The following is a 16,902-nucleotide window of genomic DNA, read 5'->3' on the forward strand; positions in this document are numbered from 1 at the left end:
ACGAGGAATTCAAAAATTATTGCCTATAGCATAGTATTACTTTTTAACCGACAACCGACATTACAACCAACTACAAATAGTTGTTTTACTTAAAAAGTAGTAGTATGATACAAAACACCCCCTCGGATGCTGTTTTGGTAAAAACTTACCTTGAAGGCAATGAATCCGCACTTTGTGAACTAATCAATCGCCATAAGCAACGCTTATACAGTTTTATCTATTCTAAGGTATTTGACCGTGATATTACGGAAGATATCTTTCAGGATACTTTCATTAAGGTCATTAAGACTTTGAAGAAGGGTGGATATAACGAAGAAGGTAAATTTTTACCTTGGGTAATGCGAATTGCCCATAATTTGGTTATCGACCATTTCCGTAAGAATAATCGCATGCCGAAGTTTGAGAACAAGGATGATTTCAATATTTTTTCCGTTTTATCTGATGGCGCCTTAAATGCTGAAAAGCAAATGATTAAAGGTCAAGTCGAAAATGATGTTCGACGACTTATTCAAGAGCTTCCCGAAGACCAAAAAAAGGTCTTGATTATGAGAATTTATAAGGAAATGAGCTTTAAGGAAATAAGCGAGCAAACCGGTGTTAGTATCAATACTGCTCTGGGTCGAATGCGCTACGCCCTAATTAATTTGAGGAAAGTAATTGAAAAACACAATATTGTATTGACGAATTAACACAATAAACCGTTTTTTGCAACGTTAAATGGTAACATCAACCTCAAAAATACGTTCTATGCAAAAAATGTACTCTAAACCTTCACGTGCGGGATCCGTGAATGATAAGTTGGTCCCGAAAGAAGAGACTGTTAAGTTTCTATTAGATTATTCGAAGGCATTAAGTGTTATAGATTGCCAACAAATGAAGTTTGAAACGCTTCTTAACTAAACTTTGCAAAAACCCCCACGTTATTGAACATGGGGGTTTTTCATTAGCCATTCTTTTTACGGTAATCCTTTAGGACGCTTTTGCGTCCTATTTTTTTGGTAATGATATCCTTTTCTAAATCCCATCCACGGGCAGGAGAGTATTGGCGTCCATACCAAATTATTTGTAGATGAAGCTTGTTCCATTTATCCTTCGGAAACAAGCGCTTCGCATCTTTCTCTGTTTGCTTCACATTTTTTCCAGTACTTAATCCCCAACGGTACATCAGACGATGGATATGGGTATCTACTGGAAATGCCGGAACATTGAATGCCTGGGCCATCACCACACTCGCTGTTTTATGCCCTACAGCTGGTAATTCTTCCAATCCTTCGAATGTTTGTGGAACACGTCCGTTGTATTTTTCTATTAAAATTTTAGATAGTCCATGAATTCCTTTCGATTTCATAGGGGAGAGCCCCACAGGTTTGATAATCTCACGTATCTCTTCAACCGAAAGCTTTACCATGTCATAAGGATTATCGGCCACCTCAAAAAGTAAAGGAGTAATTTGGTTTACTTTCACGTCGGTACTCTGGGCCGATAACAAAACGGCAATTAATAAAGTATAGGGATCTTTATGTTCTAAGGGGATAGGAATTTCCGGATAAATAGATTCTAACGTGTCGATTACAAACGCAACCTTTTCCTGTTTCGTCATTTTTGGCTACTTTTAAAACAAAAATAGCAAATGAAAACCTTACAAGTAGGGGACAAAGTCCCTAATTTCACCGTACCAAATGAAAATGGAAACCCTGTTTCCCTAAACGATTATAAGGGACATAAGCTCATTGTATTTTTCTATCCAAAAGCGAACACGCCAGGCTGCACCAAAGAAGCCTGTAATCTTCGTGATAATTATGAAGAATTGAAGTCGAAAGGGTATAAGTTATTAGGTGTTAGCGCTGATAGCGAACGGAAGCAAAAGAATTTCAGTGAAAAGTACGATTTTCCGTTTCCACTTCTAGCCGATGAAAACAAAGAAGTTATTAATGCCTTTGGCGTCTGGGGTCCAAAAAAGTTTATGGGACGCGAATACGACGGCATCCACCGAATGACGTTTATCGTTGATGAAGAGGGCAAAGTAGAGCGTGTTATCGAAAAAGTAAAAACCAAGGAACACGCCGCTCAAATTTTGAACGACTAATTTCCTTCTTTTTATTGAGCGCTAAGCTGTTTGGAATGATATCCAAATAGCTTTTTCTCCTTAATGATTTCAGAAACTCCTGGGGGAAGCATATTCTCCCAGTTGTCTTCTCCATCATCTATTTTCTGTAACACTTCACGAGAGAAAATATCGAGGATATCTGGGTTGAAATCTTTGATATCGACAACCTTACCGTTATATTTAAAGAACTTATACAACTCCTTCATTCGAGGATGTACCTTCAAGTTTTCACTGTTTGTATATTCACCCGTTTCAGGATCGCGCATTGGGTAGAGATACACCTTCAAATCCTTAAAGAATAACTTACCGAAGGCTTCTAGAATACCACCACTTAAGTGACGGTAATATTTTTCATCAAAAATATCGACAAGATTGTTTACTCCCATGGCCAAGCCCATTCGCATTTTGGTGTAGCGAGAGAAGTATTCTACTAATTTATAGTATTCCTGGAAGTTGGAGATCATTACTGTGTGACCTAAGGAACAGAGTAGTTTTGCACGGTCCATAAAGTCTTCCTCGTCGATTTCACCCTCTGCTCGAAGATTGGAAAGCGTAATCTCGAAAATAACCTCCGTACGATCTTTTTCAACTTTATTTTCCTTAAGGAACATTTCGCACGATTTCTCGTACATATCGATATTCACCTTAGTGACAGGGCGGAAACTTCCCCGAAGTGCCAATAAGTTTTTCTTATACAGAATACGCGCCGGAAGGATATTGTTGCCATCGGGCCCGAACATAACCGCTTCAGTCATGCCATTTTTAATAAGCTGAAGACTCATCAAGCGATTATCTACTTTTTCAAAGCGTGGACCAGAGAAATTGATGGTATCGATTTCAATCTTGTCCTTATCGATATGATCATAAAGGTAGCGAAGTAACTTTTTGGGCGTATCGTACTTATAATAGGCGCCATAAATTAAGTTCACCCCTAATATTCCTAATGTTATCTGCTGAAGCACGGCTTCATTTTCATGAAAGCGTACGTGCAATAAAATTTCATTGTAATCTTCCTTCGGATCTACCTGATACCGAATTCCAACCCAACCATGACCTTTGTATTTCTTGGCAAAGTCGATAGTAGCAACAGTATTCGCATAAGCGAAGAAAAGTTTGTTGGGATGTTTTTTACGAACAATACGCTCTTCAATAAGATTGATTTCATGTGAAAGCATCTTCTTTAGGCGAGATTCGGTTACATACCGACCATCTACTTCTTCACCATAAATAGCATCGCTAAAATCCTTATCGTAGGCCGACATTGTCTTCGCAATCGTACCCGAAGCACCTCCCGCACGAAAGAAATTTCGAACGGTTTCCTGTCCAGCTCCAATTTCGGCAAAAGTACCGTAAATGTTTTCGTTTAAATTGATGCGTAGGGCCTTACTCCGAATGGAGGGAATATTTTCAAATTCCTTGTCACCTAAAATGGTCTCTGGCATAGCAATAAGCGGTATTAATTCGTCCTAACAAAGGTACGAAAAGCCATAGCCATTCAAAAAAAATACCGTTACTTTTGTGTGAATGGAGGAACAAATAACCGTTACTTTTTTGGGCACAGGAACATCGCAGGGAATTCCGATTATCGGAAACGATCATCCCGTCTGTAAAAGCACCGATGCCAAAGACAAACGATTACGCGTTTCCGTGCTATTGGAATGGGGAAACTACACCTACGTGATCGATTGTGGCCCCGATTTTCGTTACCAAATGCTTCGGGAGGATGTCAAGAAACTTGACGGGATTCTTTTAACGCATGAACACAGCGACCATACGGCCGGTTTGGATGATATTCGCCCATTCTACTTCAAACAGGGAAATATTCCTTTTTACGCACATCCTAGAGTATTTGAAGCATTGCACCAACGTTTTGCTTATATCTTTGAAATTGAAAATAAATATCCAGGTGCTCCTACTTTAGATGAAGTTGAAATAGACAAGGATACTACCTTCAAAATAGGAGGGAAGAAGGTTGTCCCAATTGAAGTATGGCATCACGACTTGCCCGTATTGGGTTTTCGGGTGGAAGGTTTCACCTATATTACCGATATGAAGTCGGTTTCTGAAGAGGAAGCGGAAAAAATTAAGGGTACCGATGTTTTGGTGGTGAATGCACTACGTCATAAACCCCATCGATCGCACTTAAATTTGGAGGAGGCATTGGCTTTTATCAATAAAATCAAACCCAAAAGAGCATATTTAACGCATATCAGCCATTTGCTCGGTTTTCATGAGGAAGTTTCGAAGGAACTTCCCAAAAATGTATTTCTAGCCTACGATACCTTAAAAATTACCATTTAGATGAGAAAGAATCTGTTCATGTACCTGTTTTTCTTTGCGGCTTTATTCATTATCTATCAGTATATGAACGAGAAACGTATATTCGAGGAACAGGAGAATACCATTGAAACTCTAAAAGAAAAATCCGAATCCTATGAAATTTTAAGCGACAGCTTACAGGATATGAACATGGAAGCCAATTATTTTTCATTAATGGGAAATGAAAACGCCATGACCTATCTTGAAAAAAGGGGATACGAGGCTTCCTATATCGCAAATTTGGTTCGAGAACACTTATATGAGCTGAATGCGCAAGATGGCGATCACCCATTAGTGCCGTATGAAGGTTTGCAAGGTGATTTTAAGATCAATAAAGTGAAATTTTTGAACCATCGTTGGGTGGTAACCGACTTTACCGATGGACAGTATTGGGGTGAAATGATCGTTGAATACTTCATTAATGAAGACAATACCATTGACCTAAACGTTTTGGGATCGGTGTTGTATGCTCAGTAGCTCTATGCTATACGCTGTAGGCTACAGGCTTTAAGCTGTAAGTCGCAGGTAGTGAGCGGTGATCGGTGAAGAGTGATTGGTGATTAATTTTGAGTAACCGGTTGGCGGGTGAATCCTCCTAAGGCAGGCAATTAATAAAAAGTAATTATAAACTGGTTAATGGCGAAATATCAAAGACTCCAATAACTCTCCTCCAGTTGCCTACTAAAGACTAAAGACTCAAGACTCAAGACTTAGGACCAACAACTACAGACAACTGACTACTGACTACCGACTAAATACTCCAAACCTACCGCTTCTCCAACCAATCCTTTAATTCCTGAAAATTTTGTGGTGCTACCCCGTGGCCAACTGGAAATTCAGAATAGGAGCAGTCGATGTTCAGCTTTTCCAAAAAAGGTTTTGTTTTTCGAGCCCAATCGACAGGAATCACCTGATCGACACTTCCGTGGGAGGAATATACCTTCAATCTGCTAAAGTCATTATTACGATAGCCTTCTTTCAATAGGTCTTCATTTATATAACCACTTAGTCCGATAACATTTCGAACAAGCTTAGGGTAGCTTAATGCAACTGCAAAGCTTAAGATGGTACCCTGACTAAATCCTAACAACGTAACATTATCAGGATCGGTATGATAGTTTTTATGAATTTCACCCAAAATATCCTTTAGCAAATCACGCGATTTGATTGCCTGCTCAGTGTCGCTAAACTTTCCCTCGGAATTGTCGAAATAAATATTATACCACGCATTGCCGTACGGTTGCATTTGAATGGGTGCACGTAGAGAGACAATGGTATATTTCTCAGGAAGTTCACTAGCGAAGGAGAACAAATCGTTTTCGTCACTACCAAAGCCGTGAAGCATTACTAGCAAAGGTGATTTTGTATCGGTGTTTTTTGAGGGTCGCAATCGATGTGTCAGCGATAGTTTTTTCTTTTCCATAGTACAAAACTACGGAATGTGCCTTAAATGCCTGCGAACCATTTTTGGTATTCATCGCCTAGCACTGGGACCGGTTTTTTCTGTCCCTGGACGGCACCTATTAATCCAAAAAGCCACAATACCACCATTACTAAATACAAAACAGAATCTAACCAAGGAATGTAAAGCATCATGAAAAAGATTGTAATGACAAACCAAAGGGCCAACCCTGTTACGATAAGTCCGAGACTTTGACGGATGTGAAAGGCGGCAAAAGGATTGTTCTTATCATTGTTTAGCAAATAAGCGATGATAAGGCCGATTACGGTAAAATAAGAAATGATGGCAATCGTCTTACCATCATCAACAGAATATTGTTCGTGCGTTGGTTCCATAGTCGAATGGATTAAATACATTCTATTTCTAAAGATAGAAAACTAATCTAAAAATGTAAACCACTGCTGAAACTTCTCACTGAAGAATGGAATGCCTTGTCTTTTTCCCAGAATAGCCATTAAGAAACAAAAGGCCCATAATCCAACAGCAAGCCAATAGATGATGAAGCCGATATAATAGTCTTGAAGCGCCAATGAGACAATCAGCAAGAGTAACAATCCGAACATATTCTTGATATGCCAGGTTGCAAAGGCATGCTTGTCTTCACGATTCACGAAAAAAGCAACTATCAATCCAATAAAGGTTAGATAGGCTATAATCGCTTTGGTCTTTGCCGATGGTTGCCACATTAGTTGTTCAATTTCAGTTTTTTATTCGAATAGATTCCGTATGCACGTCCTTTCATTTTTTGATGTAAGAAGGAAGCGTTTTGGGAGGTCGAAATAATATCATCCTTGGTGAAGGTCCAAGCTTCTTTAGGCGTAAACAAACTGAGGGTCGCCGTATTGCCTTCCTCAACCGAATCGCTCTGCTGAAGAAAAACGTCACTGCCATTAGTAAGCATCTTCACAGTGGTTTCCAAATCAAATATCGTATTCAAGGCACCGAAACAGCTTTCCAATCCGATACTACCATAGGCAGCGTGGTCGAACTCAGTTTTCTTTAGTTCAATATCGATGGGGTTGTGGTCGCTGGTAATCATATCGATGGTTCCATCTTTTACCGCTTTCCGAAGTGCTTTTACATCGCCCTCAGTCCGTAGTGGTGGTAGTAGCTTGTACCGTGTATCGAACTCTTCTAGCATGTCATCCGTTAGAAGCAAGTTTTCCACCGCAACACTACAACTTACCTTCAACCCTTTTTTCTTAGCCTCCTTTATAAGCTTTACCGATTCTTTAGTTGAAATCGTCGGAATATGAAGGTGTCCGCCTGTATATTCCAATATATAGAGGTCACGAGCAATCTGAAGTTCTTCTGAAAAAGAAGGTATTCCCTTTAATCCAAGCATGGTGCTGACTATTCCTTCGTTCATAATGCCATTTCGTGAAACAGAACGCTCCAGTGGAAACGATTGTACAATGCCATTAAACTTCTGGCTGTACAATAACGCCAATTTCAACACATTGGCATCGCTAATTGGTTTCTTATAATCGTAGAAACTAACAGCGCCATGCGAATACATATCGTACAATTCGGCAAGATCGGTTCCTTCACTCTTCACCGTAAGCGCACCCATTGGGTGAAGCGATACAGCATGGTTTTCGGCTTGGGAACGTAGAAACTTCACATGCGACTTACTATCGGTAACAGGAAGCACATTGGCATTTAACGCTACATGGGAAAAACCACTTAAGGCAGCGGTTTCCAATCCATTTGCAATCGTTTCCCGTTCTTCATAGCCTGGTTCCCCAAAACTCACGCTACTATCGAACCAGCCTTTGGAAATATGCAAATCGGGAAGTTTAATTTCCTTAGCATTTCCTACATCCTTAATCGACGCCTTTATCTCGGTAATGGCCCCGTTCTTAATACGAACATCGCGTTTCTTAGCATGATGCTTGCTACTTGGGTCGATGATGGTTGCGGCTCTTAAAAGTAGTTCCATAGGAGGGAAGTGTTAAACGGATTCAGGTTTTACGTTCCGAATCTTTCGATCCTTATAATATTTTAATACCAACATTTCAGCCAACAAAAAGACACTCGCAAAAATAACAAACCATTTCCAAAACTGTTGCACATCGTTTTCTTGCGCAATAGCGGAAAACAGTTCGTCGATACTTGAAAAATTCATTGCTCCATTCCAATCGTCTACATTGGCATACTGAAGTTTTCCTTCGGAACGGCTGTAGTTATAACTCAAATATTGAATAGTTTCATCTTTATTCAACACCCTGTAGGTTCCAGCATCGGAAGGCTGATCGGTCGTTGTAACCACCACTTTGTTCGCTTTGCTCTGTTGAAGGGGAATAAATATTCCTTCAACTCCTTGAACTTTAACGATTTCATCCTGTTGAAGCGAAACGGGAATGTCGAATGTATTCTGAATACCGATTTCAGCATACATCGTCGGCAACGACAAGCTTTGCTGCGCCATATTGAAAAAGGTAGGTACAATTAAAGGCGAACTTTTGAAGTTGGAGTTCTCTTGGTTGAAAGCAGCTGAAAACAAGTAGGAAGTGCCCGATTGGACCAAAAATGGGCTTCCATCAGAAAATGTCAAAGCGGTTGAAGCTCCCGCGGATGCAAGGGGGTAATGTGACTGAACCGTTGGATATTGAAAATTGACAACCTCCTTTTCAAATACATTTTCATATAACGGATGCGAAAATTGGATATTAGTCACATTTTTCTCTTCAGTGGCGATTTCACTTAAAATAGGAAGGCGTAATTGCTGCAATAATGAGTTATAACTAATCCTATCGCTTTCATTCCCAGGAATAATTGCTACACTTCCACCATTTTCAACAAAGGAAACGAGGGCCGGCTGTAGCGCATTCGGAATAGTCTTTAACCCATTAAGAATGATTAAATTCTGGTTGGGTATTTCATTATAGTTCAAGAAAGAAGCTTCTTGCTGTGTATACTCGCATTCGGGCACTTCAAATAAGCGCTGTAAAAAACTGGCATCGCCCTCATTGATGCTCATCACCTTTATTTTTTCTGGTTTATTGATGTTCAGGTAGAGCGTATTGTCAAAGGGCATATTTGGTTCCGAAACTTGGATAGCGCCTTGAAATCCGTTCGAAATTGGAAGGGTGAAAGATACTTCGGCAGTTCTCGCAGTCGATAAATCGACAGCGCTTTTGGCAATAAGGGTTTCCCCTTGAAACAAGGACACAGGAATGTCGTCGGTATTGCTTTCCTGACCGGAAACAACAACCTTTATTTCAGCTTCATCCACTGTTCTGGTTTCGATATAAGCGGTATCGAGAGCAATGTTCGATCTATTCTCAGGTTGAAGGGAAATGACATCCAGTTGTATATCGGAAGGAACTTCTGGAAGTGTCTCACGAGCCTGTAAATCGGATATGATTATCAATCGCTTTACCCCACTATTCCCTGAAAAAAGTTGCTGTGCCTTTACCAATACTTCGGGGAGCGATAATTGTGTTGACGTATAATCGACAGCCCGTAATTTCTCACGAAAATCGGTAGGGCTTTCTTCCTTATAGGTTTCGGTATTAGTGAACCAACTAAATTTATTGGCATTGATGTCGCGGTCCATCAACTGATTGATACTTCTTTGTAATAAAGCTCCACTGCTTCCTTTCGCTTGCATGCTGAAGGAATTATCTAAATAGAGTACGGTTTCCTTTTCGGTGTCCAACGCAATGTCTGAAGCTTGGTACGGTTGTGCAAAAGCAATGATGATACAAGCCAAGGCCGCGAGTCGAAGGAAAAGGGTCAGCCACTTTTTTAGTTTTGAACTTTTTCGTGTCTGCAGCGAAATACGCTTCAGGAAGGCTACATTAGTAAATTCCGTTTTCTGAAATCGACGTAGTTGAAATAAATGAATAAGAATCGGTATCAGCAGTGCGAATAGGGCGTAGAGAAGTTCGGGGTGTTTAAACTGCATTCCGTTCAATAATTGTTCAAAGATATGAAATGAACTTCAATATAAACGAGGAAGGGAAGGTATTCTTATATTGAATTGGTCAGGACTGCTGTAAAATAGTGAAGGTAAAGGTAGTGCCTTGCCCAACGGTCGAATCTACTTCAATGGTGCCTCCTAAGTTATTGATGATGCGCTTTACAGTAGATAATCCGATTCCATTTCCTTTTTTACCATGCCTGTCAAGATTTCCAACGGTTGAAAATAGATTGAAAATATCGTTTATTTTGTCTTCGGGAATGCCCATTCCGTTATCCTGAATGGTAAATTCATAGAGATTATCTTTTCGTTTACAGTCGATTACGATTTCAATCTTATCCTTATCATTATATTTCAAGCTATTGCCGATTAGATTCAGGAAAATCTGCTCTAACGCCACGCGGTTGCAAACGATTTCAATGTTTTCTTCAGGAAAATGGATTTCACAATCTAAATTGATGTTCAACAACTCGACAATTTCCTCTAAAAGCTGCTGAATATCGAACTTCTCATATTGTTTGGAAGCTGTTCTTTCGCTTTCGTAATGCTGCAACAAGCCTTCAATATATTCACTTAAGGTGAAGGAAGAATCTTTTAAATAGGAAATATATTCCGCTGCCTGTTCATCCAATTCTGAACTGTACTTCTTCTTTAAAATATCAGCCGTCACGATCATATTTGCCAACGGCATTTTCATATCATGCGAAACAACTCCAGCAAAGTTCTTTAACTCATTATTGCGAAACTTCAACTCTTCCTGCAGTTCCTTCAAATCGATATTCTGCTTTCGCAGCTCGAACAAATTCATGGTTTGTCGGGCCAATGCCAATAGCGATTCCTTCTGCTTTTCCGTCAATTTACGTGGTACGGTATCGAAAACACATAATGTTCCCAACGGATAGCCGTCAGCATTGATCAGTGGCACACCGGCATAAAAAATAGCGTTGTGTTCAGCTACCAGCGGATTATCATGAAAGCGATCGTCCTTTCGAGCATCTTCAACAATAAAAATATCGTCCGTACTCAAAATGGCGTGACCACAAAAGGAAATATCGCGTGGCGACTCGTTAAACGGAACCCCGTAATGCGATTTCAGGAAGTTTCGGTCGCTATCCAAAAGAGTGACCAAAGATATAGGCGTATCGCAAATACTTGCCGTCAGGTTCGTAATAGTATCGAAATCCTGTTCCGGCAACGTATCCAAAAGATTATATTGGCGTACGGCTTCAAGTCGTTCCTGCTCATTAGCAGGGATACCTGGTGCTTTCAATAAAAAATTCTCCTATGGCGGTAAACGCCGTTTAGTTGATTAATAATTTTTAAAGATAATAAATGAAAACTGCACTACAACAGCTTATTGGGTAAATCGGAGCTTTTCCTTTAGAAATTTTCAAAAACGCCTAATCCGAATAACGCAAAGTCATATTTTACAGGGTCTAACGGATCTAATTTCCGTAAGGAGCGATCTAGTTCCTGAAGGGCTTTGGCATCGTTTTGCTTTTTTTTCAATAGCTTAAGCTTTCTGGCGACATTCCCGCTGTGAACGTCCAACGGACAAGAAAGCTGGGAAGGGGAGAGCTGTTTCCAAATACCGAAATCGACACCCTTGTTATCGTTTCTTACCATCCACCGTAAAAACATATTAATGCGTTTCGCTGCCGAGCCCTTAAGCGGATCGCTTACATGTTTTTCAGTACGTTTTTCGTGTGGCAATTCGAAAAATACCTTTTTAAAGGAATGGATAGCCGTTTGAAGTGTACTATCAGTTGCATCAGAAGCAAAAACAGCTTCCATTCCACCATGTTTTAGATAGATATTTTTCAGTGCTTTAATGAAGTACTTAGCATCCGTTTCATTAAAAGTTCGATGTACGAAGCCATTCATGGCACGTTCCAATTCTTCTTCGGAATGCGATAAAATGAAGTCATACGGACTATTACCCATCCGCTCCATCAGTGAGGTCGCATTATTGATAATGCTCTTACGATTGCCCCAAGCGATAGTTGCCGTTAGAAAGCCAGCAATTTCGATATCCTCTTTATGGGTGAAGCGGTGCGGAATCCGTATGGGATCGGTTTCTAGAAATTTTGGTCGATTATAGTAGGCGGCCTTTTCATCCAAAAATTCCTTCAATTCCGTTTTGGTCATGCTTCTTATTTTTAGTGTGGGGGCGCAACTTAATTTTGTTAAAATTCTTTCCGATTAATTACACCCCTCTAAATTTCCTCCCGCTTACCGAGCGGGACAGGCTCTCAAGGGGAGACTTTCTAGATTTTAAAATCAAGATTTATCAATAATATTAAACCAGTTCCTTTTGTCCAATGATGATACCGTCTTGCATTTCGAGTTTACGATCGGCCATATCGGCTAGTTCCTCATTGTGCGTTACGATAACGAAGGTCTGACCAAATTCATCTCGCAACTTGAAGAATAGATTGTGAAGATTTTCTGCGCTTTCGGTATCGAGGTTTCCGCTAGGCTCGTCCGCCAAAATAATGGATGGGTTGTTAATCAATGCCCTTGCAACGGCAACACGCTGTTGTTCGCCGCCAGAAAGCTCATTCGGCTTATGCGATCCCCGATGGGAGAGTCCTAAGAAGGATAACAGTTCCTTTGCGCGTTTTTCGGCTTTTTGTTTGGGCGTTTTTTTGATAAAGGCTGGAATACAGATATTCTCTATGGCAGTAAATTCAGGTAATAGTTGGTGAAATTGAAAGATAAAGCCAAGATTCTCGTTTCTGAACTTCGCCAATTCCTTTCCCTTCAATTCTGAAATGTTTGTATTGTTTATATGAAGACTTCCCGAACTTTTTTCAAAAGAATCCAAGGTGCCCAGAATTTGAAGCAGGGTTGTTTTTCCCGCCCCAGAAGCGCCCACGATAGAAACGATTTCCTTCTGTTGAACATCGAGGTGAACTCCTTTCAACACGTGAAGGTCGTCGTAGTATTTGTGGATATTATTGGCGCGAATCATTCCCATTCTTTTTTACATCACGCAAAACTACTCAATTAAACTTAACTTGTTGTCTGAAATATCGAGCGAACGGTACTTACATCCAAGAAATAGGTAATCCGTAGCGATAGTGTGTTTTGCATCGGTTGTTTAAACAATTGCTCCAAGCTTTCACTGTAGGCCAATTCGGAAGCATTATCTTGGTTGAAAAGCTGATTTCGGTACAGCAAGGTTGCTTCACTACCTGGCGCGAATCGCCAACGGAAGCTTATATCCAAGTTCCAAATGTTGAAGTTTCGATTGGGATCATTCTCTGAAGTATCGTACGCAAACAGATCGCGTGTTCCGTCCTCCTTCAGAATGAAGAACGTTTCTTCTCGATAATCGGCTGCACTCCAAAAATTCCGGAAACGTAAATCCAATGCCTTAAACGCATCGAAGTTGTAGCTTGCCGTTACGCTGTTTTCAATTTCTGAAACGTTTCGCTGTCCCAAAAATACGTTTTCACCATCATCGTCTATATACCCAAAGTTTTTGTTTCGAAATGAAAAATCGCTCCGCCATATCACCAAAAGATTATTGGAAAATCGAAAACGCGGGGAGATATCGAAAAACACATCCCGCTGCGGATCTTCAAAATAGGAACGATATCCAATACCGGCGTCATAAGCAAACTTTCGCCTATAATCGGATGAAACCCACACACGACCGCCAAGATTTTGGTTGAAGGTTACGAAACGACCTGGAATCCGAGGTTCAAAATAATCATCATTATCGCTGACGTAATTCATATTTCCTCCGAATGCGAATCGAGAAGGTTTCACAAAGAAAACGCTAGTTTCCAAAATATTTGCTGTCTTCACATTAGGCTTATAGAGGCGTTGATGCCGTCCGGTTAGCGTAAAGCGCATTTTATTAAAACGTTTGGTCGGCTCAAAAGTTTCGTAGGAAATACCTGCTACAAAATCGTTGAAATTGTTACGAAAGACCAATCCAAGGTCATTTATGTCGAACGTGGTATTGGCAAAGTCGTGACCGATGCGCCAACGGAAATTTCCCTTGATGCGTGAAAGGTCGAATTCTGACCGAAAGCCCAAATAACTATTTTCAGCTTTCGGATTTACATAGCTCATCAATGCGCGTCCGGATACATTATATCGGTTTTCGGTGTCGGTAACATTGAAAACGAAAGCCGAGGCATTTGCATCGCGAAAACCGCCATCCCTGATAACATTTGTATTCACTAGTGAAATAGATGAATTCTTGTTGAACTGCTGGTCCATTACCACAATATTATAATTCGCCACAGGTTCCGCCAACACCTTGCGTCTTTCCCCGGTAAGGGTATCGCGAATGGTAACGTAGGTTTGTTCGGTGATGGCATTTAAGAAGCCGAGGCCAAGTTCATTTTTGGTTCTACCGGAAATCTTCAACGCATTCAACAAATTCACCTTTTCGGGTGTGTTTGAAATGATTTCATTGTCGCGCAATTTATCGGAAGGAGTGTAGGAAGGTCCGTTACCGATACGCCTAGAGAAAAACAATCCGCCACGATCAAAAAGTTCGGTACCTTCAATAAAGAACTGTCGGTTTTCACCAAATGTCTGTTCAAAAGGCCCTAAATTCAATCGAACGTTATCGAAAGCTGCCTGGCCAAAATCGGGCACTAAGGTTGCGTCCAGCGTAAAACTATCGCTCAATCCATATTTCAGGTCCATTCCGGCGCTAATCTCGGCATCCGTTTCACCATCGAAATTCGATACAGTTGCTTGTCCGAAGGGAAAGAAGCTTAAACGAATAGGAGGATTAATTCCTTTCACTCCCAACACTTCACCATTGTATTGTGTTTCACGAGCCTGGGAACGATCGATAAAGCTCCAGGTGTGCGTTTCATTTTCATTAATTAACCGACGATAAAAGTTTACACTCCAATCCTGTACTTCCGTTTCGGGAAAGCGTAAGGCATTATACGGTATCTTATATTCGGCATACCAACCTTTGTCATCGAAAGATATCCGCGCATCGAAAACTACATCGTAACTAAAATCCTGTCGACCCAAACTCACTTTCGAATCGCCTATGGCTCCAGCGCTAGTTACAAAAAATCGCGTTTCATTAATGCCATCGTTATAAGTATTCAATGCAACGGCAAAATGATCGGCCTGAACAAAAACATCATCTCGCTGTGAAAACTGACGCTTAATTTCCGAAGGGTAGGGGTGTGCCATATATGCTGCCACATACACTGCATTATCATCGTAGGCCAACTTTACCTTTGTGGTGTACGCTTCGGAAATGGTTCCTTCGTTCCCTGGCTCGTACATAAAAAATCCTTCACTACCTTGCATGCCTACCCACACTTCATCGTTTAAAAGTCCGTCGATGACTGGGGGATTCTCCGTTCGGATGGCGGTTAGGGATCTTTCAGATTGACCAAAGGAAATAATTCCTACCAAAAAAAAGAGATAGAGGCTGTTCTTAAAAAACATTTGGTGTTCGTTGGAAGTTGAAAAATTGACGCGACAAAACTACTAGTATCACTGCTTGTATTTACTAATTTAATGTTAAAATGAAAGGAGCAAAAAACTACTTCGGCTGCTAAACCCGTAACTTTGTTTAAGATATGAATAAAAATATAAAACAATTAATATTTGCCGGCGGCTGTTTTTGGTGTACAGAAGCTGTCTTTCAACGCTTGGATGGGGTAAAAGAGGTCGTGCCTGGGTTCTCTGGTGGTACGATTAAAAATCCAGCCTATCGAGAAGTGATAACAGGTCGAACAGGCCATGCAGAAGCAGTAAAGGTAATTTATGATGAGGAGAAAATACAACTGGCTGAATTGTTAGAAGTGTTTTTTGGCACACATGATCCTACCACTTTAAACAAACAGGGAAATGATGTGGGAACGCAGTATCGAAGTGCTATTTATTATACTTCGGAAGAACAAAGGGAGCAGATTGAATCGTTTGTAGAAATCCTTGAAAAAGAAAAGGTGTTTGATAACCCAATAGTAACGGAAATAGCTGCATTCACCGCATTTTACGAAGCTGAAACCGAGCATCACGATTTTTACAATCAACATACCTCGCAACCGTATTGCCAATTTATTATAGAACCGAAACTCAAAAAGCTACGAACGTATTATTCCGATAAACTCAAATAGCACTTATGACTAATTATTTCCAAGAAGAGCATTACCCTGAAAAACTTACCAAAGACTTACAGGGGCATTTTTCAAATATTATTACAGGATTGGGAGAAGATGTTAGCAGGGAAGGAATCGAAAAAACGCCGTTACGCGCGGCCAAGGCGATGCAGTTCCTAACTTCTGGTTATCATCAAGATCCTGCCGAGATTTTGAAAGGCGCCATGTTTGCTGAAGACTATCATGATATGGTAGTGGTGAAGGATATCGAACTGTATTCGCTTTGCGAACACCATATGTTGCCGTTCTTTGGAAAAGCACATATTGCTTATATACCCAACGGTCATATTGTCGGATTGAGCAAATTACCAAGAGTAGTGGATGTTTTTGCGAGAAGGTTACAGGTACAGGAGCGATTAACCCATAATATCTTGGAATGCATCAATGATACGTTGAAGCCTACAGGCGTTGCGGTTGTAATTGAAGCAGCGCATATGTGTATGATGATGCGCGGGGTTCAAAAACAAAATAGCGTAACCACAACATCAGGATTTCGAGGGCAATTTGAAAAGATTGAAACCCGAAATGAGTTCTTAAAACTGATCAGTAGTGACTTAGCGTAATTTTGGCAGCATTCTTGCGTTATAATGGGTGAACCAAATAGCATGAACATGAAATATTCAAAATATACAGCACTTCGGAAAGGGGTCGTTTACGATTTAATAGGAATGGCATCTAGTTTTATTCCTGTAATTGGACCTTTTCTCGATATTCTATGGGCTCCCTATGCCGCAAAGAAAATGCGGGATATGTATGAAGGTGAACAAGGTAAGGTAGCTTCTATCGTAGTATTTATTGAAGAAATTCTACCGATTACCGATATGGTACCGACGTTTACTCTAATGTGGCTTTATACCTATGTATGGCAAGGCAAGAAAAGTCCCGTACCACAAACGATTGAAGTGGAAGTAGAAGACTAATCATAAAA

18 protein-coding genes are annotated in these 16,902 nt (G+C 40.4%); 7 read left to right on the top strand and 11 right to left on the bottom strand.

All coding sequences use genetic code 11. The features are described 5' to 3' along the window. Positions 1-104: 104 nt before the first annotated feature. Positions 105-689 (top strand): RNA polymerase sigma factor, encoded by a 585-nt coding sequence (locus I4Q58_RS09460; RefSeq protein WP_203295632.1) that lies wholly within the window; start codon positions 105-107, stop codon positions 687-689. A 254-nt stretch (positions 690-943) separates the two neighbouring features. On the opposite strand, the gene I4Q58_RS09465 is transcribed toward I4Q58_RS09460, so the two are convergent. Further along, complete coding sequence (locus I4Q58_RS09465) at positions 944-1,600, bottom strand: endonuclease III domain-containing protein (RefSeq protein ID WP_203295633.1); 657 nt, start codon at positions 1,598-1,600, stop codon at positions 944-946. Between the two features lie 30 nt (positions 1,601-1,630). Between I4Q58_RS09465 and bcp the strand changes: the two genes are divergently transcribed. After that, positions 1,631-2,086, top strand: a complete 456-nt coding sequence (gene bcp, locus I4Q58_RS09470; RefSeq protein ID WP_203295634.1) for a thioredoxin-dependent thiol peroxidase — start codon at positions 1,631-1,633, stop codon at positions 2,084-2,086. 11 nt (positions 2,087-2,097) lie between these two features. Here bcp and I4Q58_RS09475 read toward each other — a convergent pair whose 3' ends face one another. After that, positions 2,098-3,549, bottom strand: coding sequence for a TonB-dependent receptor (locus I4Q58_RS09475; protein WP_203295635.1), 1,452 nt, complete (start codon positions 3,547-3,549; stop codon positions 2,098-2,100). An 82-nt stretch (positions 3,550-3,631) separates the two neighbouring features. Between I4Q58_RS09475 and I4Q58_RS09480 the strand changes: the two genes are divergently transcribed. Then, positions 3,632-4,408: an MBL fold metallo-hydrolase gene (locus I4Q58_RS09480; protein ID WP_236002883.1), complete on the top strand. Its 777-nt coding sequence runs from the start codon at positions 3,632-3,634 to the stop codon at positions 4,406-4,408. Further along, positions 4,409-4,903: a hydrolase gene (locus I4Q58_RS09485; protein WP_203295636.1), complete on the top strand. Its 495-nt coding sequence runs from the start codon at positions 4,409-4,411 to the stop codon at positions 4,901-4,903. A gap of 289 nt (positions 4,904-5,192) precedes the next feature. On the opposite strand, the gene I4Q58_RS09490 is transcribed toward I4Q58_RS09485, so the two are convergent. The 9 genes from I4Q58_RS09490 to I4Q58_RS09530 form a co-directional block, all read right to left on the bottom strand. Continuing rightward, positions 5,193-5,849 (bottom strand): alpha/beta hydrolase, encoded by a 657-nt coding sequence (locus I4Q58_RS09490; RefSeq protein ID WP_203295637.1) that lies wholly within the window; start codon positions 5,847-5,849, stop codon positions 5,193-5,195. Positions 5,850-5,872: 23 nt separating this feature from the next. After that, positions 5,873-6,223, bottom strand: a complete 351-nt coding sequence (locus tag I4Q58_RS09495; protein WP_203295638.1) for a DUF4870 domain-containing protein — start codon at positions 6,221-6,223, stop codon at positions 5,873-5,875. Positions 6,224-6,265: 42 nt separating this feature from the next. After that, entirely contained in the window at positions 6,266-6,574 is a 309-nt protein-coding gene (locus I4Q58_RS09500; protein WP_203295639.1) for a hypothetical protein, read from the bottom strand. Beyond that, positions 6,574-7,830 (bottom strand): dihydroorotase, encoded by a 1,257-nt coding sequence (locus I4Q58_RS09505; protein ID WP_203295640.1) that lies wholly within the window; start codon positions 7,828-7,830, stop codon positions 6,574-6,576. Before I4Q58_RS09505 ends, I4Q58_RS09500 begins: the two co-directional genes overlap by 1 nt. Positions 7,831-7,842: 12 nt before the next feature. Beyond that, positions 7,843-9,801 (bottom strand): BatA domain-containing protein, encoded by a 1,959-nt coding sequence (locus I4Q58_RS09510; protein ID WP_203295641.1) that lies wholly within the window; start codon positions 9,799-9,801, stop codon positions 7,843-7,845. Positions 9,802-9,880: 79 nt separating this feature from the next. After that, complete coding sequence (locus I4Q58_RS09515; protein ID WP_203295642.1) at positions 9,881-11,086, bottom strand: sensor histidine kinase; 1,206 nt, start codon at positions 11,084-11,086, stop codon at positions 9,881-9,883. A gap of 110 nt (positions 11,087-11,196) precedes the next feature. Continuing rightward, positions 11,197-11,964, bottom strand: a complete 768-nt coding sequence (locus I4Q58_RS09520) for a TIGR02757 family protein (RefSeq protein WP_203295643.1) — start codon at positions 11,962-11,964, stop codon at positions 11,197-11,199. Between the two features lie 151 nt (positions 11,965-12,115). Beyond that, positions 12,116-12,790, bottom strand: coding sequence for an ABC transporter ATP-binding protein (locus tag I4Q58_RS09525; RefSeq protein ID WP_203295644.1), 675 nt, complete (start codon positions 12,788-12,790; stop codon positions 12,116-12,118). A 41-nt stretch (positions 12,791-12,831) separates the two neighbouring features. Beyond that, the gene (locus tag I4Q58_RS09530; RefSeq protein WP_203295645.1) at positions 12,832-15,258 is read right to left on the bottom strand and encodes a DUF5916 domain-containing protein; all 2,427 of its coding nucleotides are present in this window, start codon (positions 15,256-15,258) and stop codon (positions 12,832-12,834) included. Positions 15,259-15,392: 134 nt separating this feature from the next. Here I4Q58_RS09530 and msrA point away from each other — a divergent pair, with 134 nt between their 5' ends. Genes msrA through I4Q58_RS09545 form a run of 3 tightly spaced genes read left to right on the top strand, consistent with a single transcriptional unit; the run spans position 15,393 to position 16,894 of the window. Next, positions 15,393-15,932: a peptide-methionine (S)-S-oxide reductase MsrA gene (msrA, locus tag I4Q58_RS09535; RefSeq protein WP_203295646.1), complete on the top strand. Its 540-nt coding sequence runs from the start codon at positions 15,393-15,395 to the stop codon at positions 15,930-15,932. A gap of 5 nt (positions 15,933-15,937) precedes the next feature. Continuing rightward, entirely contained in the window at positions 15,938-16,537 is a 600-nt protein-coding gene (gene folE, locus I4Q58_RS09540) for a GTP cyclohydrolase I FolE (RefSeq protein ID WP_203295647.1), read from the top strand. Between the two features lie 48 nt (positions 16,538-16,585). Beyond that, positions 16,586-16,894, top strand: coding sequence for a hypothetical protein (locus I4Q58_RS09545; protein WP_203295648.1), 309 nt, complete (start codon positions 16,586-16,588; stop codon positions 16,892-16,894). The last annotated feature ends 8 nt before the right edge of the window (positions 16,895-16,902 follow it).

Source organism: Luteirhabdus pelagi (genome assembly GCF_016827595.1).
GTDB lineage: Bacteria > Bacteroidota > Bacteroidia > Flavobacteriales > Flavobacteriaceae > Luteirhabdus > Luteirhabdus pelagi.